Here is a 22,260-nt window from a genome sequence, read left to right on the forward strand (position 1 = left end):
CTACGGCTCGTGCAGGCAACAGGACCCCGGCGATGCGCCATCTACGCGAGGATCAGTCGCGACAAGACCGGGGCCGGCCTCGGCGTCGAGCGGCAGGTCAGCGATTGTCGACAACTCGCCGCAGACCTCGGCTGGGAGGTCGTCTTACCGCCGTTCGAGGACAACGACATGTCCGCGTACTCGGGCAAGCCACGTCCGGCATACCGCGCGCTGCTCGACGCGATCAGGGCCGGGAAGGTCGACGCGGTCCTGACGTGGCACAGCGACCGGCTTCACCGCTCACCGACGGAGCTCGAGGAGTGGATCGAGGTCTGTGACCCGCGCGGCGTCGGCGTTCACACGGTGAAGGCCGGACCGCTCGATCTGGCGACTCCGGCGGGCCGGATGGTTGCGCGGCAGCTTGGCGCTGTGGCCCGCTACGAGTCGGAGCACCGGTCGGAGCGTGTCGCGGCGAAGATGCTGCAGATCGCGCAGGACGGCGGGTTCCTTGGCGGCGTCCGTCCGTTCGGGTACAAGAGCGGCGGCATGGAGTTGGAGTCGGCCGAGGCGCGTGCAATCGCAGAGGCGACGCGGTCGATGCTGCAGGGCGGTTCACTTCGGATGATCGTGCGGTCGTGGAACGAGGCCGGATTCACGACTACGAAGGCCGAGCGCGCGTGGACTCCGGACGCCGTGCGGGACGTGTTGAAGCGGGCCCGGAACGCCGGTCTGCTCGAGCACCGCGGCCGCGTCGTCGGTGTAGCCAAGTGGCCAGCGATCGTCAGCGAGGAGGAGTGGCAAGGTGTCGTGACCGTGCTCGGTGACAAGTCGCGCCGGACCAGCCGGGGCAACACGCCGCGGTGGCTGCTGAGCGGCATCGCTCGTTGCTCGACGTGCGGCGAGGGGATGGTGGTCGGCACGTCTGGGACGCACCGTCACCCGTCGTACCGGTGCCGGTCGAACGAGCGCGGCGGCCCGCGGCATGTGACCCGCGCGGCGCACAGCCTGGACGAGTTCGTGTCGCAGCTGACAGTGGCGCGCCTGTCAATGGACGACGCTCGCGACCTGTTCGCGCCGGCGGCTCCCGAGGTGGACATCGCGCAGGTCCGTGGGGACCTGGCTGGAATCGACGAGCAGCGCACGGAACTCGCAGCACGGTTGGGCCGTGGAGAGATCAGTTTGGCGATGATGGACGCGGCGAACCGGCCCCTGTTGGAGCGGCAGCTGCAGCTGGAGGCGACGCTCGCGCAGGCGACAATCCATTCGCCTCTGGTGGACGTCGTGACTGCCGACGACGTGGCCGGCGCGTGGGCAAAGCTGGATCTGCAGCGTCGTCGCGGGATCGTCGACGCGCTGATGTCCATCACGGTGCTGCCAGCTCCGCGGGGCCGCCGGCCGGGGGGCGCTTGGTTCGATCCGGACTCCGTGCAGATCGAGTGGCGGCCACCGTCGTGAGCTCGGCCAGCGGGGAGGACTACTACGGCGGGGAGTACCTGCAGGACATGGCCGAACAGCGGCTAATCGAGTTCGGAGGCGAGCGGCTCAGACTTGCGGCGCACGACCTCGCCGGCCGGTACGTCGACGAGCGCTATCCCTGGGACGGCCGCGGCGACGAACCGGCCGATCGGCTGTCGGCGTACATCGCGATGCTGTGGCAAGTAGGGGATGCGTACGAACCCGGAGGAGAAGGAACCTGATGTCGTTGCACGTGCTGTACGTCGACCCGGCGTCGGAGGCTGCCCGCTGGATGGACATCCCGGGCGCGGACCACGAGAACCCGCCGGTGTCGCTGGAGTACCTGTCGACGGAGTCGCCGGACCCGTTGCGGGCGGGAACCTACCGGCGCACCGGTGAGCAGCGTGACGGCCGCTGGGTGTACCGGCGCGTGGCCGAGTGACGCGGCAGCCGTTCAGCTGGGAGGTCGTCCCGAGATCAGGCGAGGGGCCGTCGTTTTTCGGGGCCACGCTGCGGTACACACAGGGGAACGACGCGGCGGCAAAGATGGACGAGGTGGCCGAACGGATCTCGGCGCGCATCGCTGCCCACCAGTGGGACTACGTCCGCTTCCCGCGGGACAATCCCCAGGCTGGCCCGCTCGACGCGGAGAACCTCTACGGGTTCATCCAGCCTGAGGACAAGCGCAGCGTGAGCCTGTGGGCCAGCGAAACCCTGCACTGCCTGCGCAGCTCCCTCGACCACGCCGTCTACACGGCGTCTTGGCTGGCACGAGGGAAACCGGCCGACGGCACTCAGTTCCCGGTGTGCTTCACGCCGGACGAATGGGCATCGGACAGGACGGCGAGGCAGCTGGGCCAGATGCGGGCCGAGCACGCCGCCTGGATCGAGGCTGTGCAGCCCTGCCGGGGGGTCGCGTGGACGAAGGAGCTGCACAGCCTCCACAACATGGACAAGCACCGGAAGCCGATCGAGGCGACACCGACGGTGCAGTTCGACGTGGACCTGTCGAGGACCTACAGGGACCCGCGGGACTCCTCCGTGCTGCTGGTGCCTGTCGAGCACGTCGGGATCCGGGTCCGGCTCGTCGGAATCAAGCGCAAGAAGCGTGAGCAGAAGCGGCGCGACATCGCCGAGGTCTTCAACCCGATCTTCCGAGGCGCAGGAGAGCTGCTGAACAGGTTCCTCGCGGAGGAGGGGCTCCCGCTGCTCCGTATCCCGGAGACAGATCCGCCGCGCGGGGGCCTGATCCCACGCCGTCTGTGCGACGGCATCTCATCTCCTCCGGCGGCACGCCTGGTGCCGCGGTCCGCTCCTCCGGCCGGGGCCAGCCCGCCCCGGAGGGGAAATCTGGACGCCACGACCCCAAACCTGTACAAAGCGTGGGACGGCACGGCGGCCCGGGAATCGAGAGGCTGCGGGTCTTCAGCCGAGCAGGACCCGCGATAGCGCGGCCGTCCTCAGGGGTCCGCACCGTCGGGCTCATCCCGCAGGGGCCGGGACGGCCGTGCTGTCGGATCCCGCTGAGCGAAGAAGCACATCACCGTCGTCGCACAACAGGGCCTTGACGTGACAGCTATTCCCGGAAGTCGGCTCGGGCACATCCACGCGCTCCGTGTCCGGGAACGCGTCGATAAGGCGCGCTTCATAGATGCAACGCTGGACGTGAAGCTTGCTGGTGATCGCTGGGAAGCGAATCCGTCCGAGGAGCAACGAGTTGAGTTCAAGGCCGCTCTGGAGCGGCATCTCTTCGACGGTCGCCGTTACGTGGCGGCCGTGAAAGACCTTCTCGGTGAACTCGGGGGCGCGGCGCCAGAGGTGGTTGCGGCGATCCGCTCGGATGTGTGCGAGATCGAGAGACAGCTGTTGGCCACCGTTCTGCTGCTTCGGCACGTTCGTTGATGTCACCACCCCGCGTCTCTGATGCGCGACGTCTCGGCGTAAGAGCCAGCTGCCGCCACTCGACCGGACTCGCGAGACACGTTGAGCAGCCGCGGGCGCTGTGCCCAGCTACCCGCGCACCCGGCGCGGCCGTCCTCGTCGAGTCCCCTCCCCTCGAGGGCGGTCGCGCTGGCGCTACGGTCGGCTCCCCCGGCCAGCACTGCCGGGAGGTAACTCCAACGGGCGGTAAAGCGAACATGCAGTCGGTCACCGCGTGAACGGCAGCAAGATCGGGCACACCCAGACCGTGGATCCCAGGCCCCTCCGGGATCCGCTGAGCGGCGCGGCCGTCCCCGCCCAGACCCCCGCGGCGGATGGCCGCGCCGTGCTACGTCCGGAGCACGACGTCCCGTTCACCACGAGCTATCCGGTTCCGGGCCCTTGGCCACACGACTGACCGACCTCCGCCCGGTATTTCCCAAGCTGGTATCGGGGTCCTATCTGTACGGGGGGTCGCAGGAGGCGGTCGGCTCGTCGGAGGGAACACCGGCGGGCCGGCCGTCCCACGTCGGCCGAAGCGTAGAGACCAAAGTCCGCAGAGCCACACGGGCGAAGACTCACGCCCGGGGAGGGGGTCCCCCCCACCCCCGCAGCGCGGGCCGCGGCCGGGCGTCTGTGGGGTGCGCGTGGCATGGGTCGTTCTCCCCGGGGTAGTGGACCAGCTATGTCGGTTCCAGCGAGGCAGCCGGCCGAGGTCGATGCCGATGACATAACCGAGACCATGCGCAGTGCGCTCGAAGCGAAGGTGCATGCCGCGGAGGCGCAGACTCGGGCGATAGCCGTGATTGAGCAGGCGCAAGCGGTACGAAGGGCGGCTCAGTCGTTGCGGGCGGACATCAGGGCGGCTCATTCGCGGGGTGCAGCGTTGGATGGTGCGAGGTGCCCTGGCCGGCGGTCTGGAACCAGGGACCAGCCGGTGGCCAGGGCACCTCGCGGGGCGCTGGGCTCGTCTATGCGTGGGAAGTTCGGCGATTCCACGCTCGGAGGCCCATGGCTCCCGTCCTCCGCCCGACCCGGTCGGAGGAGTTGGGTGACGTTGACGCCCCAGCTCGGTTAGACCGGGTCGGTCTTGGTGGTGGGCTGGTAGTTCGGGGTCCGCCCAGTGACGGGGCCTTGGCCGCGGCGTGCGACCCGTTCGCGGCGCATCTGCCGGCCACGCTGAACGCCGGTGAGCTTGCCGCTCTCGCCTGGCTCGGCGTCAGGTTGGCGCGGAGATGGTTCCTTCTGCTGCTCGGCAGGTTGGCCGTGGCGGGTGCGCTTGCGGCGCAGACGGCGGCCGTCCTCGATGCCGCTCACCACTCGGTCCCGGTGCGGCGGCGCAGGCCCTTGCTGTTCCGGTCGGCATTGACGATCGCGGCGACTCGGGCAGGGGTGGCCTTGCTGCGCCCCTGGCCGGGGTGGAGCTCGTCGGGCGCGATCTGAGGCTTGTACGGGTCCTGGTGCGGCCGCACGGTGATGACCTGGTTGGGCCGGACCGGGGCGGGCTTACTGGCGTCATGGTCGGTCTGTGCCCGGGTCTCGACGGTGACCGGGTCGGCGATGTCCACGCCGTCGAGCTGGAGCACTCGGAACATGAGCGCGGTGTCGTCGTCGGGCAGGTCCACGGGCGGGCCGGCGACGGGGAACGCGGCGGCGGCTTCCTTGGGCCACCATCCGAGGTCGCTGCCGGGCTTACGGCCCCACCGGGGCACCGGCCGGCCACCTTCACGTTCGGGGACGCTGCCGACCACGGCGAGGTGGATCAGGTCGGCGTGGGCCTTGCGCAGGGTGCGGTAGCGGGCCGCGGACTCGCGGATGGCGCGCAGCGCGGCTGCGGCATCGGGGCCGGCGTCGACGGCCTGCTCGGCGGTGCGGGCATCGCCGAGGTTGGCGGCGGCGGCGCGAGCCGCGGTCAGGAGCTCGTCGAGCTCGGCGCGGAGGACGTCGAGCGCGAAGTCGACGTGTTCCTCGATCAGCTCGTCGGCGCGGTGATTGACCTCGGCGGCGGCCAGGCGCAGAGCGGTGGCGCCGGCCTTGAGGCGCTCGCCGGCCTGGGCGGCGTCGAAGGCTTGGACGTGGAGGTCGTCGGGGAGCTTCTTCCCGTCGGTCGCGGTGGTCGCGAGGTCGTTGGCCAGGGCGCGGGTGGCGCCGGCGCCTTCGGGTCCGCGGGCGCGGCGGGCGAGGTCCTCGGCGTGCTCGAGGAGCCGTTGACGGGCGGTGGTGGCGTCGCGGTAGCCGGGGATGGCGTCGAGGGCGCGGTCAAGGAGCTGGTTGGTCGGCACGGGTTTCCTCCTGGTTGCGTGTGTCGTGGCTGGTGGTCATGCGGCGCCGCGGCGGACGTGTGGCAGGCCGTGAGCGCGGCCGGCCCAGATGCCGACGCGGAATCGCTCGGGCAGTTCGGCGGCGATCTGGGCGCACGTTGTCGAGGCGGGGCAGTCGGCGCAGCGGGCGGCGGCGCGGGTGAGGCGTGCGGCGTGCTGGTCGTGGGTTTCGCCGGGGAGCGGGTCGACGTCGTGTTCGGGGGCGAGGCCGGCGCAGCGGGCGCCCGGCAGTGCTGGGCCGGCGAGCAGGTCCGCGAGTAGGTCGGGGACGGCGCGGCGGGTGCGGACCTCGGTGCGGTTGAGCGACGGGGTCATGTCGGGCTCCTCGTGTCGTCGGGCCATCGGTGCGGAAGCACTGGTCGGCGGTACAGGGGGTGGCCGCGCTGGCGGCGCAGGAGCGCGGCCCAGGCGAGCGGTCCGACGGTGTCGGGGTGCACGGCCAGGGCGAGGAGGTCGGCGCGGAAGTCGGCGACGGTGCCGATGCCGGCGAGCTGACCGCGGCGGTAGAGCGGGCCGATGAGGATGTCGTCGTCGAGCTGGGCGAGCAGCTGCAGCGTGCGGCGGATCGCCGGCCAGTCCGTGCGGCGGGTCATCGACATCTCGGCGGGACGAGGGTCGAGGAGTGCACGGGGCGGCCGGTCTGGTCGAGGTCAACGTAGAACGGCGGGTACGTGTGGCGGTCGTGGCCGAGGAACTCGCGGTCACCCGCGGCGGTAGCGACGGGGGTGCCGTCCTCGTGGCGCCAAATGGGCCAGCGGCCGCGGTGCGGTCGGGCGGGCTGGCCGTCGAGCGGGCCACCGATGTAGACCTCTTCCGTCCGGGACGGGGTCAGCTCTGAGGTGGTCCTCCAGTCAGTGACCCCGTCCCCATAGGGGGGGACGGGGGACGGGGTCACGCTGACCCCGTCCGGGACGGGGTGGGACGGGGTGGGACGGGGTCGGTCGGTGGTCATGCTGCGGACTCCTCGAAGGGCTTCACGAGGCGGTGGTTCTTGGCTCCGCGCGGCCCGTCCTCTTCGACGACGAAGCCCTCGTCGACGAGGGCGGCGAGGGCGGCGCGGGTATCGGCGGCGCGCCGGCCGCGGACCCGGTCGGTGATCTCTGTCTTGGACAGCGGGCGTGGCGCGCCGGCGAGCGCAGCGGCGACCTTGGCCATCAGGGCGGTTGGGCGGAAGGTCGACAGCTCCTCGCCGCGGTGGTGGGGAGACACGAGGCTGGCGTCGAGGACGGGCCGGCCGTCGACGACGACGCTCTCCAGGGTCAGGTCGGCGAACCAGTGCAGGCCGTCGCGTGCGGGGAGCGCGTGCTGGCGAAGCTGTGCGGGTCGGTCCTTGGCGACGTAGACGGTTGATCGGCCGGTGACACCGATCCCGAACGGGGTGCGGTTCTCCAGGACGTAGGCCGCGCCGTTGAGGCCGGCGAGCTTGTGCTGACCGCCGATCGAGTAGCGGCCGCGGCCCTCGCGGTCCTTGGTGACGTGGTCGAGGTCGACGACGGCCGGTCCGCGGTCGGCGATCCAGCGGGGCAGCATCGCCCCGAACCTGGCGATGTCGCCGTTGTCGATGAGCTCCATGCCGTGGAGGGTCATCGCCTCGGTGACGCCGTCGAGGACCACGAGGGTCGGATCGAAGTGCTCGAGCAGGTCGGCGAGGATCGCGCGGTTGCGTCCGACGTTGATTGCCTCCATCGGGCGGACGTAGGCGAACCCGTGGCGGATGGCGTCGGGGTCGGCGCCCAGGGCGAGCAGGCGGCCGACGACGCCACCCTCGTCGTCCTCGAAGTCGAGGTAGACCACCGAGTGCCCACGATCGAGTTCGATCCGTGCGGCGAGCAGCGCGAACCAGCTCTTGCCGGCCTCTGACTCGGCCGAGACGCTGTGAACGCGGCCGGGGTAGAACAGGCCGACGCCGTCCGCGCGCCGGCTGACCGTCGGCTGAGCCGGCCGGTACGTGCCATCGAGGACGGCGGTGAGGTCGACGGCTGCCCAGGAGGTCGCCGGCCGGTCCCGGAGGGTGCTGCCGGCGGCGAGCTTCGCGGCGGCGTCGGCGACCAGGTCGTCGACGTCATCGAACCCGGTGCCGGCTTGCCGGACGCGTTGCAGCGCCAGGGTGAGTTCTTCGATCGCGCGCCGTTTCCTGGCCTGTGCGGCAACGATCTCGGCGTGGAACGCCGCGCTGGCCGGCGTTGAGACCGAAGCGATGAGCGTGTGCAGGTAGGGAAGGCCACCGACACGCGCGAGCTGGCCCCGGCTGTCCAGCTCGTGGCCGACAGTGACCGCATCGGCGGGGTCGCCGCGGTGGTGGAGGTCGACGATCGCGGCGAAGACGTCGGCATGCGCGGGCCGGTAGAAGTCGCGTGGTTCGAGCTGCTGCAGCACGTCGTCGATCGCAGCGCGGCTGAGCAGCATTGATCCGAGGACGCTCTGTTCGGCCGGGACGTCGGCCGGCGGGAGCTGCTCGACCGGAGCTGCTCTATCTGCAGCTGCGGTCATGCCTGTCGCCTCCGGCGGCAACGGCGTGGCCAGATCCAGCAGGCGCACGCGTCATGTGCATCGAGGTGGTCGAGGGCCTTCCACAGCGCCAGGGCGGCGACGTCGTCGATTCGGTTACGCTGGCCCTGCCCACCGCCTGGGTTGCTAGTGCTGAGCGCCGGCCGCATGTCCCGCGGCCGGCGTTCCTGCGTTCTCATGGCGTGCTCGCCTCCGTCTGGCGAGCGGGTGCGAGGAGCGAAGCGATTCGAGATCGCTGCTCGTTGGTGAGCGGCGGAGCGGTGGCGAGGACGTTGGCAACGTGCTGCTCGAGGCGCAGCGCGGCCAGCTCGGCGCGGTCGGCGCTCAGGCGCGGATCGTTGGGGTTCTGCTTGGCGCGACCCGCGATGCGGGCGCGGACGTGGTGGACGTCCTTGGCGAGGGGCGATTCGGTCGTCACGGGGCTGTCCCTTGTGGGTCAGCGCCTGCGTCCAGCGTCCACGGGTGGGAGACGGGATCGCAGGCGCGTATGGCCTGGTGATCTCGCTCGACCTGTCGGAGACGCCTGGTCCGTGACGGAAGCTGGCGTCGCCTGGACGCCGCTGCACTTCACTAGATCGTTCGGTTCGGGGGTCGCGATTGCGCGATCGCGCGGCGCCTGGCCGTGTGGCGATCGGGACGGTTGACGATCCCGTTCCCTAGCGGGGTATTCGGTTGTGCCGGTGGACGTTAGCACTCGGTCTGCGATCACGACAAAGGTCCGCGGCGAGGTCCGAGAAGCGAGCCCAGGTGTGCAACTACAGCTGCGGCGTGGTCCTGGCTGAACTGCGTATAGATCTGCGTGGTGGCCGGCGAGGAGTGCCCGAGCAGCTCTTGGGTGAGCCGAAGGTCTCGCGACAGCTGGTAGATCCGGGTCCCGTAGCGGTGCCGCAGCGAATGGCAGGTGTGCGGGATGCCGAGCTGCCGCAGGTGCGCGTTGACCAGGATCGACACGTGATAGCCGGGACGGTCCGGCTGCTGGTCTAGTGCCCAGAGCCGGCCGCGGCGGCCGGTCATGTGCGGTGCCAGCTCGGCGAGCACCTCGGCCGGGAGCGGCACCTTGCGAGGCCGGCCGCCCTTGCCCTCCGGGATGTCGAGGATCGGCGGGTCGAGGTGGTCAAGGATGTCCTCGCGGCGCACCTGGTGGATTTCCATCGCGCGGAGCCCGCAGTAGGAACCGAGGACCAGCCAGGCGCGCATCCGCTGGTCGGCAGTGGTTAGGGCGAGTTCGAGATCGGCCTCGGGGATCGGTCGTGGGCGGGCATGGGGTCGGCGCGGAAGCGGGATCTCGCGGGTCGGGTCCTCGGTGAGGTAGCCGCGGCGGGCGAGCCAGCCGTAGAAGCTGCGGATGTTCGCGGTGTAGGACACGCGGGTGGCCTGGGAGAGGCCGCGGTTGACCTGCGCGTCGAGCCACTGCTCGATGTCGGCGGTGGTGGCCTGCAGCAGAGTCCGTGGCGCGAGGTGGGTGGCAAGGTCGAGCACCCGCATTTCCCGGTTCCTCAAGGTGGGCGGCCTCAGACCGCGGCGTTTCATGTCGCGGATGTGCTCGGCGAGGGCGTCGCGGTCGGCGGCGTCGAGGATCGAGCGGTCGAAGCGTGGTCTCATCGCCCGGCCGCCCGGAACGTCACTGAGTCGTGCGCTGCGTTGGGGCAGCACGAGGTGGAACCATCGTTCATGGGTCAGCTCCCTTGTAGCTGATCAAGGTCCGGGTAGCCGGCGTTGCAGCGCCGGTCCGGGCCGTCCAATCGGGGGCGGGACGGGTTTCTCAGACGGGTCTTGCTGTCACTGGTCGTCGGGGCGCGGGTAGGAACCAGTCCAGACACCGGGCAGTGAGCCAGGCCTTCACGGCGTCGACGCCCTGGGTTTCGGCGAGGTCGAGCAGCTCGGCCACGTGCAGGCGCACGGCGGGCCATGCCTCGGGGGTGACACCGATGGTGTCCTCGCCGCCCAGGTCCTCGGCGACGATGTCGTCGTCGGTGCGTTCGGTGCGCAGGCCCGCCCAGGCGCGGAGGTCCCGCGACCAGGACACCTGTCGGCGGTTGAAGCTGGCCTGTTCCCACTCCCACCACAGTTCGCAGTCGTCGGCGAGCCCGGTGGCCAGGGCGTCGCGGAGGATCGCGAACGGGGAGCGGTTGCCGTCGCGGCCCTCCTTCGCAGAGGAGGCGACGACCTCGGCGGTGATCTTCGCGAGGTAGTCGGAGACCTGCTCCAGCGACGCGGCGGTCATCTGCACGGCGCGGACGTCGAGGCCTCCGCGGTCTTCGACGGCGTCCATGCCGCGGCGAGCCAGGGCGCGCTGCCAGCGGGCGAACCAGCGGCCGCCGAGTTCTTCGGCCATCAGATCTGAGATCGGGCCGTCGAAGACCGCGAGGGCGTGGACGTGGAGGTGCCAACCGTGCTCGCCGTGGGTGGCTTCGACGACCCGGACCCATCCGAGTAGGCCCCAGGTGTCGCGTTCGCGTTCGCACTGCCGCCCGGACACGACCGCACCCCAGGCCGCGGACAGCGCGGTCCACAGGTCGGCGAGGCGCTGACCGCGACGGTGCCGCATGGTGAGGGTGATCAGGTGCGCCGACCCGCGCGCGGCGGCGACCGTGGACAGCACGTCGAGCAGCTCGGCAGAGCGTTCCCCGGCGATCCGGCGGGCGCACACCGGGCACGCCCACGGCGACCCGCAAGACTGCAGGCCGGCCAGACCCGCTCGACGACCCTCCGGCGTCTCGGACACCCGCAGCACCGGGCCACCCGCCGCGGTGTGCGTCACCCGGCCGCAGTGCCGCAGCCGCTTGAGGGACGTCCAGGACCACAACCGTGAGCGCCAGGCGATCGCCTCCGCGCGCCGGTGCCGACGGCGCCTCTCCCGGTCAGCCACGACGGGCGGCTGACCAGCGGCGGAAGGGGCGTCCGCAGGAGTACCAAGGGTCGCGGCCTTCGGCCGCTCCCGGCCGCCCGCTCCCGCCTCCGGCGTCGCGGCGGCCGGACGGCCAGGCCTCACCGTGGAGCTCATCGGACACGCTCCCCGCGGGATGCCTCCGGCGGCCCTGCCGGGGGCACCTCGGCTCCGGGCAGGGGGAGCCGCTCCCTGCCCATCACGTCGGCCCCGGAGGGCAGCACGGCCGGCGCACGACCCGCGAGCACGCGCAGGCGGGTGGCGGTGGCGTGGGCGGGTCGCGGGCCGCACACCGGCCGTGCCGGAGCAGGCTCGCCGACGTGACGGGCAGGGAGCTTGAGCAGGACCACCGCGAGGATCAGCAGGGGGATCACGGGGCGACCGCCCGGGCGTACTCGGCGTAGGACAGGTACGGAGCCCGTAGGCGGCCCACGGGCAGGCCAGGCCACGTGTAGAGGGCGATGCCCGGGTCGGCGCCGGCGTGATCGGGGGCGAGGTCTTCGGCGCCGGCGTGGAGCAGCTTGACGGCCTCGGGGGAGTCGACGCGGAACGAGAGCCGACCCGCGCACTGGGCCCGCTCGGCAGCGCCGACGATGGTGGCCTCGGCGCGCTGGGCGAGCAGCAGGACCCGCATTCCGACCTTGTGTGACTCGGCGAGCAGCCGCGCGACCAGCGCGCGGACGCGCTTGCCCTGCCTGGTGTCGGCGGTGTCGAGGGCGCGCAGGATCCCGGGCCACTCCTCGAGGACGACCAGGATCAGCGGGTGGTGGTCGTCGACGGGCAGGACGTCGCGGTCGACGGGCATCGCGGTGAGGCGGGTATCCATGTCGTCGACCAGGGCGGCGAGAACATGCTCGACGCGGTCGAGGTCGGCCAGCCCGGACACCACCCGGTCGGCAACGGCGAAGGGGCGCAGGGTGAGCCCAGAGGCGTCGACACCGGCGATCCGCACCGTCCGGCGGTGGGCGAGCTGCGCGAGCAGCCCGTAGGTCCAGGTGGACTTCCCGGACCGGGTCTGCCCTTGGCAGATCATGTGCGGCAGGTCGGGCGGGTCGACCCACAGCGGACCGGACTCGGTGAGGCCGAGGAGGACGGGGCCGGCGTGGTGGTGGCGGATCCGGTAGGGGTCGGCGAGCGGGTCGCGGTCGAGGAGCTCCACGCGGGCCCACCCGAGGCCGCGCGGTTCAACGCGCAGTGCGACGGCCCCGAGGTGCGGGGCGAGGCGGGGCGCGGCCTTGCGCAGGTCCTCGGGGAGCTGGCCGGGCAGCAGGCGCACGATCAGCACGGTGGGCGGGCCGAGGGTGACCGAGGCGACGGCGGGGGTGGAGACGGTGGGCCCGGACGGGGTGTCGACGGTGCGGGACGCGCCGGCGCCTTCGCAGGCCTGCCGCCATGCCCAGATCAGCCGCTCGGCGGTGAGGGCGGCGGCGTGCTGGTCGGCGCGGTGCTCGGCGTGGTGTCGGCGGCGGGTGCGCCACCCCGGACGGGCCGGAGCCCCTACCCCAGGGAAGCGGGCAGGGGCTCCGGAGTTGGTGGCGGTCATGCTGCGTGCCGCCGCGGTCGGATCGGGATGATCTCGGCGAGCGGTTCGGCCGCGGGACGTGGTGGCGCGGCGGACACGTCGGCGCTGATGTCGTCGGGCACCTCGACGGCCTGTACGGCGTCGTCCGGGTCGTGTCCGACGGCCCACGGAGCTGGCCTGCGGACGCGGAGGGTGGGCCGCATCCACGGGCGGTCTCGGGGGACGAGTAGGACGGCGAGGTAGCCGAAGAACATCCCGGCGAGGACGAGGGAGATCGGCAGCGGGGCGAGCCACCAGATGGCGGCGGCGACCCGGCCGAGGAAGGCGAGGACGTCCCACATCACGCGGCCGCCGGCTTCTGCTGGCCCTGTCCGTCGATGCCGTCGGCGCGCATCGAGAGGGCGACGCGGCCGGTGGAGCGGTCGGCGTAGGGGACGGCGACGAGGTTGATGAACCGGACCGGCTTCCACTTGTCGACCTTCGGCTCGTCCCAGGAGGCGACGCGGACGCCGATGACCTCGGCGCGGTCGGCGTCGTCGTCGTCGACCAGGACGTCGATGACCCACAGCGGGACGCCGTGTTCGTCCTTGTCCTGCTCGCCGGTGCGGCGCCGGGAGCCGTCGGAGAGTTCGGCGTACTGGGCGCGGGCGGCGGCCTTGCCGGTGCCGATGAACTGGGCGCGGGTGGAGTCGACAGGGATGGTGCGCATGGGTGTCTCCTGGTGTGAGTGCAGGGGTGAGGCCCGCCGGGTGTCGGCGGACAGGTGTGGGCGCCCGTGGGCGCGCAGGGGTGAGCCCCGGCCGGCGTCAGCTGGTCGGGGCGGTGAGGGTGTCGGCGGCGCGGCGCAGGGCGGGGCCGTCGAGGTGCGCGAGGGTGGTGCGGTAGTCGTCGAGGACGCCCGCGAGGAGTCCACGGCGCTGTATGTCTGCCCATTCCGCGGGTGGCACCGTCGTCGGTCCCCAGACCTCGGGGTCGGGTCCGCGCTCGATGAGACGGTCGGCGACCGCAAGGGAACGCAGGATGTCGCCGACGGGGATCGCGAACGCGGCGGGCAGCGTGTTCACGGCCGCATACAGGGCGCGATTGGCCTCGGTCTGGTCGCCGCGGACGGCAGGGGGCATGATGCCCATGGGCGGAGCTCCTACTCCGTCAAGGCCTCGGATCACGGTGTTGGCGCACCGCCCGGGGCCGTCTGCATTTATGGGTGCGGCAGTTCCGGGTTAGGGAAGAGCGAGCTGCTGCGGACGCTCGTCGTCGGCCTGGTGCTCGCGCACGGTCCCGACGAGCTGAACCTCGTGCTCGTCGACTTCAAGGGCGGCGCGACCTTCCTCGGCCTCGGCGGGCTGCCGCACGTCTCCGCCGTGATCACGAACCTGGTCGACGAGCTGGCCCTGGTCGACCGGATGGCCGACGCGCTCGAGGGCGAGATCACCCGGCGGCAGGAGCTGCTGCGGGCGGCCGGGAACCTCGCCGGGATCGCCGAGTACGAGCGGGAACGCGCCGCGGGCCGGGCCTTGCCGCCGCTGCCCGTCCTGCTGGTCGTGGTCGACGAGTTCTCCGAGCTCCTGGCCCGCAGACCGGAGCTGGTGGAGCTGTTCGTGACGGTCGGCCGGCTGGGCCGCTCGCTCGGGCTGCACCTGCTGCTCGCCTCGCAGCGGCTCGACGAGGGGCGGCTGCGCGGGCTCGAGTCGCACCTGTCCTACCGCATCGCGCTGCGCACCTTCTCGGCCTCCGAGTCGCGGGCGGTGCTCGGCGTGCCCGACGCGCACACCCTCCCGCCGATGCCCGGCGCGGCGATCCTCTCCGCGGGCACCGACCAGCTCGTCCGGTTCCGGGGCGCCTACGTCTCCGGGGCCGCGCCCGTCGGTCGCGTGGCCGTCGCACGCCGCGCGCACCGGTTCACCGCGGCTCCGGTCACCGCGCCGGAACCGCGCCCCGAACCGGCGGGGGAGTCCGTGCTGGCGGCCGCGGTCGACGCCGTCGTCGCCCTCGGAGGCCCTGCGGCACATCGGGTCTGGCTGCCGCCGCTCGACGAGCCACCCCCGCTCGACGCGCTCGACGCCGGGTCCGCGCTGCGGGTGCCGGTCGGCCTCGTCGACCGGCCCGCGCGGCAACGGCGGGACCCGCTCGTCGTCGACCTGGCGGGCGCGGCGGGGCACGTCGCGGTGGCAGGCGGGCCGCGGTCGGGCAAGTCGACGGCGCTGCGCACCCTCGTCGCCGCGCTCGCCCGCGCCCACAGCCCGACGGAGCTCGGTGTGCACGTGCTCGACCTCGGCGGCGGCGCCCTCGGCGCGCTCGCGGAGCTGCCGCACGTCGGCACCGTCGCGGCCGACCCCGACCTCGTGCCGCGCACGCTCGCCGAGGTGGGCGGGCTGCTCGCGCGGCGGGAGGAGCGGTTCCGTGCGGAGGGCATCGGCTCGGTCGAGGAGTTTCGGGCGCGACGCGCGGCCGGCGAGCTGGCGGACGAGCCGGCGACGGACGTCCTGCTCGTCGTCGACGGGTACGCCGCCCTGACGGCCGGCCCGGCCGACGACCCCGCCGCCCGGCTCGCCGCGCTCGCCGCGCGCGGGCTGGCGTACGGGATCCACCTCGCGGTCTCGGTCGGACGCTGGGGCGAGCTGCGGCCGGCGCTGAAGGACAAGCTCGGGACCCGGCTGGAGCTGCGGCTCGGCGAGCCGGGGGACTCGGAGGTGGACCGTCGCCGGGCCGCCGGTGTCCCGGCCAGGCCCGGCCACGGACTCGCTCCCGACGGCGACGCGATGGTCCTCGCCGCGCCCGGCCCGCTGGTCCACCGGCCCGGGCCCGCCTTCCCGCCGGTCCGCGTGCTGCCCGCGCTCGTGGCCGCGGAACCACTGCTGGACTCCGTCGACGGCGTCCTGCTCGGCCTCGACGAGGAGCGGCTCGAACCGGTCCTGCTCGACCCCGCCGAGCCGCACCTGCTCTGCTTCGCCGACGTCCGCAGCGGCAAGACCGGACTGTTGCGGCTCCTGGCCCGCGGCATCGCGGCCCGTCACACACCGGAGCAGGCGCGGATCGTGGTGATCGATCCGCGCCGGTCGCTGCTCGGCGCGCTGCCGACGAGCCACGTGGTCGAGCACGCGGGCACCGCGACCGCGATCGCCGACGCGGGCCGGGAGCTCGCGGGGACGTTGCGTCGCCGACTGCCGGGCCCGGAGGTCACGCCGGAGCAACTGGCGGCGCGGGACTGGTGGTCGGGCCCGGAGGTCTGGGTGCTCGTCGACGACTACGACCTCGTCGCCCCGGCCGGCTCCACCGCGCCGCACCCGCTGGCGCCGCTCGCGGAGTTCCTGCCGCAGGCGGCCGACGTCGGGTTGCACCTCGTGGTCGCGCGGCGGACCGGCGGCGCGTCACGGGCGCTGTTCGACCCCGTCGTCGGGCGGCTGCGGGAGCTCGGCGGGCCGGCGCTGGTGATGCACGGCAGCCCGGACGAGGGGCCGCTGGTCGGCGCGGTCCGGGCCGGACCCCGGCCGCCGGGCCGCGGTCTGCTGGTCGACCGGCGCGGAGCCCCGCGGTCGGTGCAGGTGGCGTGGGCGGAGCCGTGACCTGCCCTGTCGACGCCGGGCGGGACGGCACCCGGGTCGCCGGTCGGGAGGACGGGCGGGCGGTGCTGCACGGTGTGCTCCCGGCCGGCGTCCCACCCGGCGCGGCCGCCGCGGCATTCCGCCCCGGCGCGCGGCCCGTCCGCCCGGCGCCGATCCCCGGCCTCGTCGTCGACGCCGGGGCGTCGGGCACCCGGGTACTGCGCGACGGCCGGCTCGTCCGGCAGCTCCCGGTCGGCGGCGTGCACCTCGACGCGGCCGTGCGCGCCCTGCTGCCCGCGGCCCCGCGCCGGGAGGCCGACGTCACGGTGCTGCGCGAGACGCTCTCGCTGCTGCCCGGCGCGACGATCGGCACCGAGGCCGGGCGGGTCCGGGTCACCGCCGACCAGGTCCGCGAGGCGCTGGCCCCGCTCCTCGCCGAGGTCGTCGCGGCCGTGCCGCCCGGGCCGGTCCTGCTGGTCGGCGGCGTGGCCCGGACGCCGTTGCTGGCCGCGCTGCTCGACGAGGCGGGACGCGGGCCGGCCACCGTCGCCCCGCGGCCGGAGGCGGCGGCCGTGCTCGCGCGGCACGAGCCGGCACCCGACCACGACCCGGAGCGGCGACCCGCGCTCCTCCCGCCGCCACCCCCGCCCCGCCGCCGGCGCCTGCTCACGGCCACCCTCGCGGTCGTCGCGGCAACGGGCCTGCTCGGTCTCGGCCTCCTCCTGCCCGATCCGCTGCCCGCGGACCGCCTGGTCCAGTACGGGTACGAGGTCGCCGTGCCGGACGGGTGGGCGCACGTCGGCGGCGCGCCCGAGCACCGCCGCACCCTGCTCGCCCCGGCCGCCGAGCCGGACGGCACCGGGCTCGTCGCCGTCGAGCGCACCCCGCTCGGCTACGACGCCGGCACCGAGGGCGCCCGGGCCCGGGCCGAGCTGCGCGACCGGTACGACCGCGCCGTCGCGGCGGGCACGCGCCTGGAGGGCCTCCGCGAGGAGGACGGCGGGCTGCGCTACCGCGAGCTCGCCGGCCCGGCGACGGTCGAGTGGCACGTCCGGCTGCAGCGCACCGACCAGCTCAGCGTCGGCTGCCGGTACCCGCCCGGCGGGTCGGCGGCGGTCGAGCGGGCGTGCGCGGTCGTCGTCGCCTCGCTGCGGGTCCGGGAGTGACCGCTTCACCATCGCGAACGGTTCGCCCGAAGCGCCCCGGGACCGGGCGCGCCGCTGCCAGGCTCGCCGCACCGAGTCAGGGGAGGACGTCATGACGAGCGGGACCACCGGGGCCGGCGGGTTCGGCACCACACCGGAGGAGATGGCCAGGGCGGGCGCCCGGGTCGTCGGGACGGACGAGCAGGTGCGGGCCGAGCTGGGTGCGCTGCGCTCCCGGCTCACGCCGCTCGCCGGCGCGTGGCGCGGCGAGGCCGCCACGACGTTCGAGTCGCTGATGGCCCGGTGGGACGCCGACGCCCGGGCGCTCTCCGCGGCCCTGCGCGGCATCGGCGAGGCGATCACCGGGTCGGGCCGGACGTACCGGCAGGCCGAGGAGGACCAGTCCGCGTCGCTCTCCGCGATCCGCGCGGCGCTGGGGTGAGGGGACGGACAGTGGGGGAGATCAGGGTCACCTTCGCCGAGCTCGCCGCCGCCCGCACGGCGGTCGCGGGCACCGCGGCGCGCATCACCGGCCGGCTCGACGACCTGCGCCGCGAGCTGGCCCCGCTGGTCGCGACCTGGGAGGGCGCGGCGGCGACGGACTACGCCGCCCGCCAGAAGCAGTGGGACGCGGCCGCCGCCGACCTCACCGCCGTCCTCGCCCGGATCGGCGAGGCGCTGGGCCGGGCCGAGGAGGGCTACCGTCAGGTCGAGCAGGTCAACGCCCGCCGCTGGGCGTGAGCGGCCCGCGCCCCGCCCCCGCGTGGGGAGCCGGGAGCGGGGCGCGTACCCTGTTCGTGCAGGGCGTTCGCGGTCGGTGTGGGGGCGTTTTGACCTCCGTTCCGAGCGGCGGGTACCCTGACTGTTCGTTGTGCGACGGGTGGAGACCCGCGCCGCCGCCGGCCCCGGCCGGTGGTCGGGCGGCGTCCGCACCGGCGCACTCAGAAGAGAGACTGACTTCGAGGCAGCTCCCGAGCCCGAGAACGACGAGGTAGACCCGTGCCCACGTACAGCCCCAAGCCCGGTGAGATCACCCGTGCCTGGCACGTGATCGACGCCACCGACGTGGTGCTCGGTCGCCTGGCCACCCACGCCGCCACGCTGCTGCGCGGCAAGCACAAGCCGACCTACGCCCCGCACATGGACACCGGCGACTTCGTCGTCATCGTCAACGCGGAGAAGATCGCGGTCTCGGGCAAGAAGCGGGACGACAAGTTCGTCTACCGCCACTCCGGCTTCCCGGGCGGTCTCAAGCAGCGCTCGGTCGGCGAGATGATCGAGTCGCACCCCGACCGGCTGGTCGAGAAGGCCATCAAGGGCATGCTGCCCAAGAACCGGCTCGGCCGGGCGATGGCCAAGAAGCTGAAGGTCTACGCCGGCCCGTCGCACCCGCACACGGCCCAGAAGCCGCAGCCGTTCGAGATCACCCAGGTCGCGCAGTGACCTACCCCGAGAGCAACGAAGAGGGACAGAGCGTGAGCACCCCCGAGTCGCCCGAGCAGGAGGTCTACACCTCCGAGGCCTCCGAGGCCGGCGACAACCTGGACTACACCATCGGCGACGCCGCGTCGTACGACACGGCCGAGACCGAGGCCCCGGCCGACGAGTTCGCCGTCGAGGCCCCGATCGTCTCCGACCGCCCGGTGCAGACCGTCGGCCGCCGCAAGGAGGCCGTCGTCCGGGTGCGCCTCGTCCCCGGCTCGGGTCAGTTCACGCTGAACGGGAAGTCCCTCGAGGTCTACTTCCCGAACAAGCTGCACCAGCAGCTCATCAAGGAGCCGCTCGTCACGGTCGAGAAGACCGAGCGGTTCGACATCTTCGCCAACCTCACCGGCGGCGGCACCTCCGGCCAGGCCGGTGCGCTGCGCCTGGCCATCGCCCGCGCGCTGGTCGAGGTGGACTCCGAGGACCGCCCGCCGCTGAAGAAGGCCGGCTTCCTCACCCGGGACGCCCGCGCCACCGAGCGCAAGAAGTACGGCCTCAAGAAGGCCCGCAAGGCGCCCCAGTACTCGAAGCGTTGATCCGGTAGCCGGATGCGTCGACTCTTCGGAACCGACGGCGTCCGGGGCCTGGCGAACGGCGAGCTCCTCACCCCGGAGCTCGCCGTTTCCGTCTCCGCCTCGGCCGCCCGTGTCCTCGCCGCCCACCGTGCCGCCGGCGACGAGCACCGCCCCGTCGCGCTGGTCGGGCGCGACCCCCGCGCCAGCGGCGAGATGCTCGAGGCCGCCGTGCTCGCCGGCCTCACGTCCGCGGGCGCGGACGCGGTCCGCCTGGGTGTGCTGCCCACCCCGGCCGTCGCCCACCTGGTGGACTCCCTGGGCGCCGACCTCGGCGTCATGATCTCGGCCTCGCACAACGCGATGCCGGACAACGGGATCAAGCTGTTCGCCGCGGGCGGGCACAAGCTGCCCGACGCGCTGGAGCTCGAGATCGAGCAGGGGCTCGACGCCGAGTGGACCCGGCCGACCGGCGCGGACATCGGCCGCGTCCGGGACCTGCCCGAGGCGCTCGAGCAGTACGTCGCGCACCTGCTCGTCGCCACGCCGCGCCCGCTCACCGGCGTGAAGGTCGTCGTCGACTGCGCGCACGGGGCGGCCTCGGAGGCTGCGCCGACGGCCTACACCAAGGCGGGGGCCGAGGTCGTCGCGCTGCACGCGGCACCGGACGGGCTGAACATCAACGCGGGTGTCGGCTCCACGCACATGGACGCGCTGCAGGCGGCCGTGGTCGAGCACGGCGCCGACCTCGGCATCGCGCACGACGGCGACGCCGACCGCTGCCTCGCCGTCGACGCCGAGGGCCGGATCGTCGACGGCGACCAGATCATGGCGATCCTCGCGCTCGCCATGAAGGAGTCGGGCGAGCTGGCCGAGGACACCCTCGTCGCCACGGTCATGAGCAACCTCGCCCTGCACCTGGCGATGAAGGCGGAGGGCGTCACGCTGCGCACCACCGCGGTCGGCGACCGGTACGTGCTCGAGGACCTGCGCGCCCACGGGTTCACCCTCGGCGGCGAACAGTCCGGGCACGTCGTGCTCCCCGGGCACGCGACCACGGGCGACGGGCTGCTCACCGCGATGCGCCTGATGAGCCGCATGGCCGAGACCGGTCGCACGCTGGCGGAGCTGGCCTCCGTGGTGCAGCCCCTGCCGCAGGTGCTGCAGAACGTGAAGGTCGCCGACAAGGAGGCCGTCGCGGCGTCGCCCGCGGTGGCCGAGGCGGTGGCGAAGGCCGAGGCCGAGCTCGGGGAGACGGGGCGGGTGCTGCTGCGGCCGTCGGGCACCGAGCAGCTGGTCCGGGTGATGGTCGAGGCCGGCACCCAGGAGCTCGCCGAGACCACCGCCGGCCGGATCGCCTCCGTGGTGGCCGCAGCCGTCTGATCCGGCGCCGGGGCCGTCCGAGGCGGGCGCCGGCTCAGGTCTGCGGCGGCTCCCGCTCGTCGTCGAGCAGCGGGAGCCGCACGCCCCGCGTCTCCGCGGTCCGCCGGCCGCCCGTGCCCGGCAGGACCGGGCCGGCGGCCGCCTCGATCGGCGGCGCGGCGAGGTCGCGGGCGAGCTCGGCGACCGCGTCGGCCTGCCGCTCCAGCTCCCGCCCCACGAGGGCGAGCCGTTCGGCGAACTCGGTGCCGCGGGCGTCCCACCAGCTCGCGCGCACGGTCCGGGCGACCCGGGCGGCGTCGGCCGCCGCGGCGCTCAGCCGCTCGACCAGGACGTCGAGCTCCACGCGACTCACGGGCGGTCGAGGACCCGCGCGGTGTCGCTCTCCGCGCGTCGCGTCGAGCCGGCGACCTGCAGAAACACGTCGGCCGCGGCCGCCACCTCGCGCGCGGCCCCGGCGACGACCCGGCCGATGTCGTGACAGTCCTCGACGGACGACTGCAGGTCCCGCGCGAGATTCTCGAGGTCGAGACCCAGGGCGGCGGCATGGGCGGCGGCCGCGTCGAGGCCGTCGGGGTCGAGGGCGAGGTCCGGGCGCACCCGGACAGGATGCGAGCGCCGCACCGCGCGGGGGGTCAACACGGCGGACTCGTTCGCGATCGCGAACGGCTCACGCCTCGGGGGTCTCCAGGACGGTGCCGGGCACCTTGCCGTCGACCAGGTCGTCCACCCGGTCCTCGCCGCACAGCTCCTTGAGCAGGAACGCCGTGACCAGGGCGCGCGTGATGCGGCGGGTCTTCGCGTTCGGGCCGCCCGAGAGCACCAGGTCGGACCAGTGCAGGCCCTCGAGGAAGTCGGTGTGCCCGGCCTTCGGCAGCCGGCGCACCCAGGTGGGGCCCGCGCAGGCCGCGGCGATCTGCTCCGCGTGCCCCGAGATCGGCGCGACGGTGTCCTTCCCCGCGATGACGTGCAACGACGGCACCGAAACCGCCTTGGCCGCCTCGACCGGCGACGGGCGGGTCTGGGCCGCCGCGATCGCGACCACCGCGGCGACCTTCGGGTGCCCGGCGGCGGCCAGCAGGGCCGCGCCCGCGCCGATGCCATGGCCCGCCAGCGCCGTCCGCCGCGAGTCCACACTGATCCTGCCGTCGCCGAGCCGGACTCCGGCACAGACGTCGAGCGTGGTCCGCAGATCGGCGGAGAACCGGGCCACGCTCGGCAGCGGGCTGCCCTGGGAGCCGGGCGCCGCCGCGACGATGCCCCACGAGGCGAGGTGGCGCAGCAGGTCGGCGTAGCGCGAGACCGGCTGCATCCAGTCGTGTCCGAAGGCGACGGCGGGCAGGCCGAGCCCCTCGGCCGGCGCGAACACCACGCCGGGGATGCCGACGAGCCCGAGGTCGCCGCGCAGCACCTCGTTGGGTCCCGGCCGGGACAGCTGCTCCAGCGCGTCCTTGGCGTTCCGCAGGGCGGGAGGACGGGTGAACGTGCTGGTCCGGCTCACAGCGGAACCGTACCGTCGCGCGATCACGCCCGCCCAGCGGCGTACTCGAACGATCAGCCGGACGACCGCCCCGGCCGGGCAGCCCGTCCGCCGGGGGGTGGCC

Annotated in this window: 28 protein-coding genes; 11 read left to right on the forward strand and 17 right to left on the reverse strand. The window is 73.6% G+C overall.

Annotated features, from left to right (window positions below):
• The first annotated feature begins 9 nt into the window (after window positions 1-9).
• From PKE99_RS12345 to PKE99_RS12360, 4 genes are all read left to right on the forward strand, one after another.
• Entirely contained in the window at window positions 10-1,434 is a 1,425-nt protein-coding gene (locus tag PKE99_RS12345; RefSeq protein ID WP_037046167.1) for a recombinase family protein, read from the forward strand.
• A complete protein-coding gene (locus tag PKE99_RS12350; RefSeq protein WP_037046169.1) occupies window positions 1,416-1,676 on the forward strand; it encodes a hypothetical protein in 261 nt (86 codons plus the stop codon). The genes PKE99_RS12345 and PKE99_RS12350 overlap by 19 nt, the downstream gene beginning before the upstream one ends.
• Window positions 1,676-1,876, forward strand: a complete 201-nt coding sequence (locus PKE99_RS12355) for a hypothetical protein (protein WP_037046171.1) — start codon at window positions 1,676-1,678, stop codon at window positions 1,874-1,876. Before PKE99_RS12350 ends, PKE99_RS12355 begins: the two co-directional genes overlap by 1 nt.
• Before the next feature lie 104 nt (window positions 1,877-1,980).
• Window positions 1,981-2,883 (forward strand): hypothetical protein, encoded by a 903-nt coding sequence (locus tag PKE99_RS12360; RefSeq protein ID WP_156067630.1) that lies wholly within the window; start codon window positions 1,981-1,983, stop codon window positions 2,881-2,883.
• A gap of 33 nt (window positions 2,884-2,916) precedes the next feature.
• On the opposite strand, the gene PKE99_RS12365 is transcribed toward PKE99_RS12360, so the two are convergent.
• The 14 genes from PKE99_RS12365 to PKE99_RS12430 form a co-directional block, all read right to left on the reverse strand.
• The gene (locus PKE99_RS12365) at window positions 2,917-3,327 is read right to left on the reverse strand and encodes a hypothetical protein (protein WP_037046175.1); all 411 of its coding nucleotides are present in this window, start codon (window positions 3,325-3,327) and stop codon (window positions 2,917-2,919) included.
• Window positions 3,328-4,428: 1,101 nt separating this feature from the next.
• Window positions 4,429-4,671, reverse strand: a complete 243-nt coding sequence (locus PKE99_RS12370) for a hypothetical protein (protein ID WP_156067631.1) — start codon at window positions 4,669-4,671, stop codon at window positions 4,429-4,431.
• A complete protein-coding gene (locus tag PKE99_RS12375) occupies window positions 4,668-5,636 on the reverse strand; it encodes a hypothetical protein (RefSeq protein ID WP_037046178.1) in 969 nt (322 codons plus the stop codon). Before PKE99_RS12375 ends, PKE99_RS12370 begins: the two co-directional genes overlap by 4 nt.
• A 36-nt stretch (window positions 5,637-5,672) precedes the next feature.
• Entirely contained in the window at window positions 5,673-5,990 is a 318-nt protein-coding gene (locus tag PKE99_RS12380; protein WP_037046180.1) for a WhiB family transcriptional regulator, read from the reverse strand.
• On the reverse strand, window positions 5,987-6,268 hold the full coding sequence (locus tag PKE99_RS12385) for a hypothetical protein (protein WP_037046183.1): 282 nt from the start codon (window positions 6,266-6,268) through the stop codon (window positions 5,987-5,989). Before PKE99_RS12385 ends, PKE99_RS12380 begins: the two co-directional genes overlap by 4 nt.
• Before the next feature lie 355 nt (window positions 6,269-6,623).
• Window positions 6,624-8,165 carry a DnaB-like helicase N-terminal domain-containing protein gene (locus PKE99_RS12390; protein WP_081924162.1) on the reverse strand — a complete coding sequence of 514 codons (1,542 nt, stop codon included), beginning with the start codon at window positions 8,163-8,165 and terminating at the stop codon, window positions 6,624-6,626.
• A 193-nt stretch (window positions 8,166-8,358) separates the two neighbouring features.
• Window positions 8,359-8,601, reverse strand: coding sequence for a hypothetical protein (locus tag PKE99_RS12395; RefSeq protein ID WP_051737488.1), 243 nt, complete (start codon window positions 8,599-8,601; stop codon window positions 8,359-8,361).
• A gap of 287 nt (window positions 8,602-8,888) precedes the next feature.
• The gene (locus tag PKE99_RS12400; RefSeq protein ID WP_051737489.1) at window positions 8,889-9,785 is read right to left on the reverse strand and encodes a tyrosine-type recombinase/integrase; all 897 of its coding nucleotides are present in this window, start codon (window positions 9,783-9,785) and stop codon (window positions 8,889-8,891) included.
• A gap of 160 nt (window positions 9,786-9,945) precedes the next feature.
• Window positions 9,946-10,944 carry a protein rep gene (locus PKE99_RS12405; RefSeq protein WP_156067632.1) on the reverse strand — a complete coding sequence of 333 codons (999 nt, stop codon included), beginning with the start codon at window positions 10,942-10,944 and terminating at the stop codon, window positions 9,946-9,948.
• A gap of 239 nt (window positions 10,945-11,183) precedes the next feature.
• Window positions 11,184-11,444: a hypothetical protein gene (locus PKE99_RS12410; RefSeq protein ID WP_156067633.1), complete on the reverse strand. Its 261-nt coding sequence runs from the start codon at window positions 11,442-11,444 to the stop codon at window positions 11,184-11,186.
• Window positions 11,441-12,613: an FtsK/SpoIIIE domain-containing protein gene (locus tag PKE99_RS12415; RefSeq protein ID WP_037046190.1), complete on the reverse strand. Its 1,173-nt coding sequence runs from the start codon at window positions 12,611-12,613 to the stop codon at window positions 11,441-11,443. The genes PKE99_RS12410 and PKE99_RS12415 overlap by 4 nt, the downstream gene beginning before the upstream one ends.
• Window positions 12,610-12,936, reverse strand: a complete 327-nt coding sequence (locus tag PKE99_RS12420; protein WP_197040650.1) for a hypothetical protein — start codon at window positions 12,934-12,936, stop codon at window positions 12,610-12,612. The genes PKE99_RS12415 and PKE99_RS12420 overlap by 4 nt, the downstream gene beginning before the upstream one ends.
• The gene (locus tag PKE99_RS12425) at window positions 12,933-13,301 is read right to left on the reverse strand and encodes a hypothetical protein (RefSeq protein WP_037046195.1); all 369 of its coding nucleotides are present in this window, start codon (window positions 13,299-13,301) and stop codon (window positions 12,933-12,935) included. The genes PKE99_RS12420 and PKE99_RS12425 overlap by 4 nt, the downstream gene beginning before the upstream one ends.
• 97 nt (window positions 13,302-13,398) lie before the next feature.
• Entirely contained in the window at window positions 13,399-13,722 is a 324-nt protein-coding gene (locus PKE99_RS12430; protein ID WP_051737490.1) for a hypothetical protein, read from the reverse strand.
• 66 nt (window positions 13,723-13,788) lie between these two features.
• Between PKE99_RS12430 and eccCb the strand changes: the two genes are divergently transcribed.
• The 7 genes from eccCb (at window position 13,789) to glmM (ending at window position 20,659) form a co-directional block, all read left to right on the forward strand.
• Entirely contained in the window at window positions 13,789-16,155 is a 2,367-nt protein-coding gene (eccCb, locus tag PKE99_RS12435) for a type VII secretion protein EccCb (protein ID WP_269323012.1), read from the forward strand.
• Complete coding sequence (locus tag PKE99_RS12440) at window positions 16,152-17,300, forward strand: type VII secretion-associated protein (protein ID WP_156067634.1); 1,149 nt, start codon at window positions 16,152-16,154, stop codon at window positions 17,298-17,300. The genes eccCb and PKE99_RS12440 overlap by 4 nt, the downstream gene beginning before the upstream one ends.
• Window positions 17,301-17,391: 91 nt before the next feature.
• The gene (locus PKE99_RS12445; RefSeq protein WP_051737492.1) at window positions 17,392-17,721 is read left to right on the forward strand and encodes a WXG100 family type VII secretion target; all 330 of its coding nucleotides are present in this window, start codon (window positions 17,392-17,394) and stop codon (window positions 17,719-17,721) included.
• Between the two features lie 11 nt (window positions 17,722-17,732).
• Complete coding sequence (locus PKE99_RS12450) at window positions 17,733-18,020, forward strand: WXG100 family type VII secretion target (protein WP_037046199.1); 288 nt, start codon at window positions 17,733-17,735, stop codon at window positions 18,018-18,020.
• Window positions 18,021-18,278: 258 nt separating this feature from the next.
• On the forward strand, window positions 18,279-18,722 hold the full coding sequence (gene rplM, locus PKE99_RS12455; protein WP_037046201.1) for a 50S ribosomal protein L13: 444 nt from the start codon (window positions 18,279-18,281) through the stop codon (window positions 18,720-18,722).
• Window positions 18,723-18,754: 32 nt separating this feature from the next.
• The gene (rpsI, locus tag PKE99_RS12460) at window positions 18,755-19,300 is read left to right on the forward strand and encodes a 30S ribosomal protein S9 (RefSeq protein WP_063739773.1); all 546 of its coding nucleotides are present in this window, start codon (window positions 18,755-18,757) and stop codon (window positions 19,298-19,300) included.
• A 12-nt stretch (window positions 19,301-19,312) separates the two neighbouring features.
• Entirely contained in the window at window positions 19,313-20,659 is a 1,347-nt protein-coding gene (gene glmM / locus PKE99_RS12465) for a phosphoglucosamine mutase (RefSeq protein ID WP_037046206.1), read from the forward strand.
• A gap of 34 nt (window positions 20,660-20,693) precedes the next feature.
• On the opposite strand, the gene PKE99_RS12470 is transcribed toward glmM, so the two are convergent.
• The 3 genes from PKE99_RS12470 to PKE99_RS12480 are packed head-to-tail and all read right to left on the reverse strand — an operon-like array spanning window position 20,694 to window position 22,157.
• Window positions 20,694-21,002, reverse strand: coding sequence for a hypothetical protein (locus tag PKE99_RS12470; RefSeq protein ID WP_037046208.1), 309 nt, complete (start codon window positions 21,000-21,002; stop codon window positions 20,694-20,696).
• Between the two features lie 5 nt (window positions 21,003-21,007).
• A complete protein-coding gene (locus PKE99_RS12475) occupies window positions 21,008-21,298 on the reverse strand; it encodes a hypothetical protein (RefSeq protein ID WP_037046210.1) in 291 nt (96 codons plus the stop codon).
• Window positions 21,299-21,326: 28 nt separating this feature from the next.
• The gene (locus tag PKE99_RS12480; RefSeq protein ID WP_051737493.1) at window positions 21,327-22,157 is read right to left on the reverse strand and encodes a poly(ethylene terephthalate) hydrolase family protein; all 831 of its coding nucleotides are present in this window, start codon (window positions 22,155-22,157) and stop codon (window positions 21,327-21,329) included.
• Between the last annotated feature and the right edge of the window lie 103 nt (window positions 22,158-22,260).

It is taken from the genome of Pseudonocardia halophobica (assembly GCF_027922425.1).
Lineage (GTDB): Bacteria > Actinomycetota > Actinomycetes > Mycobacteriales > Pseudonocardiaceae > Pseudonocardia > Pseudonocardia halophobica.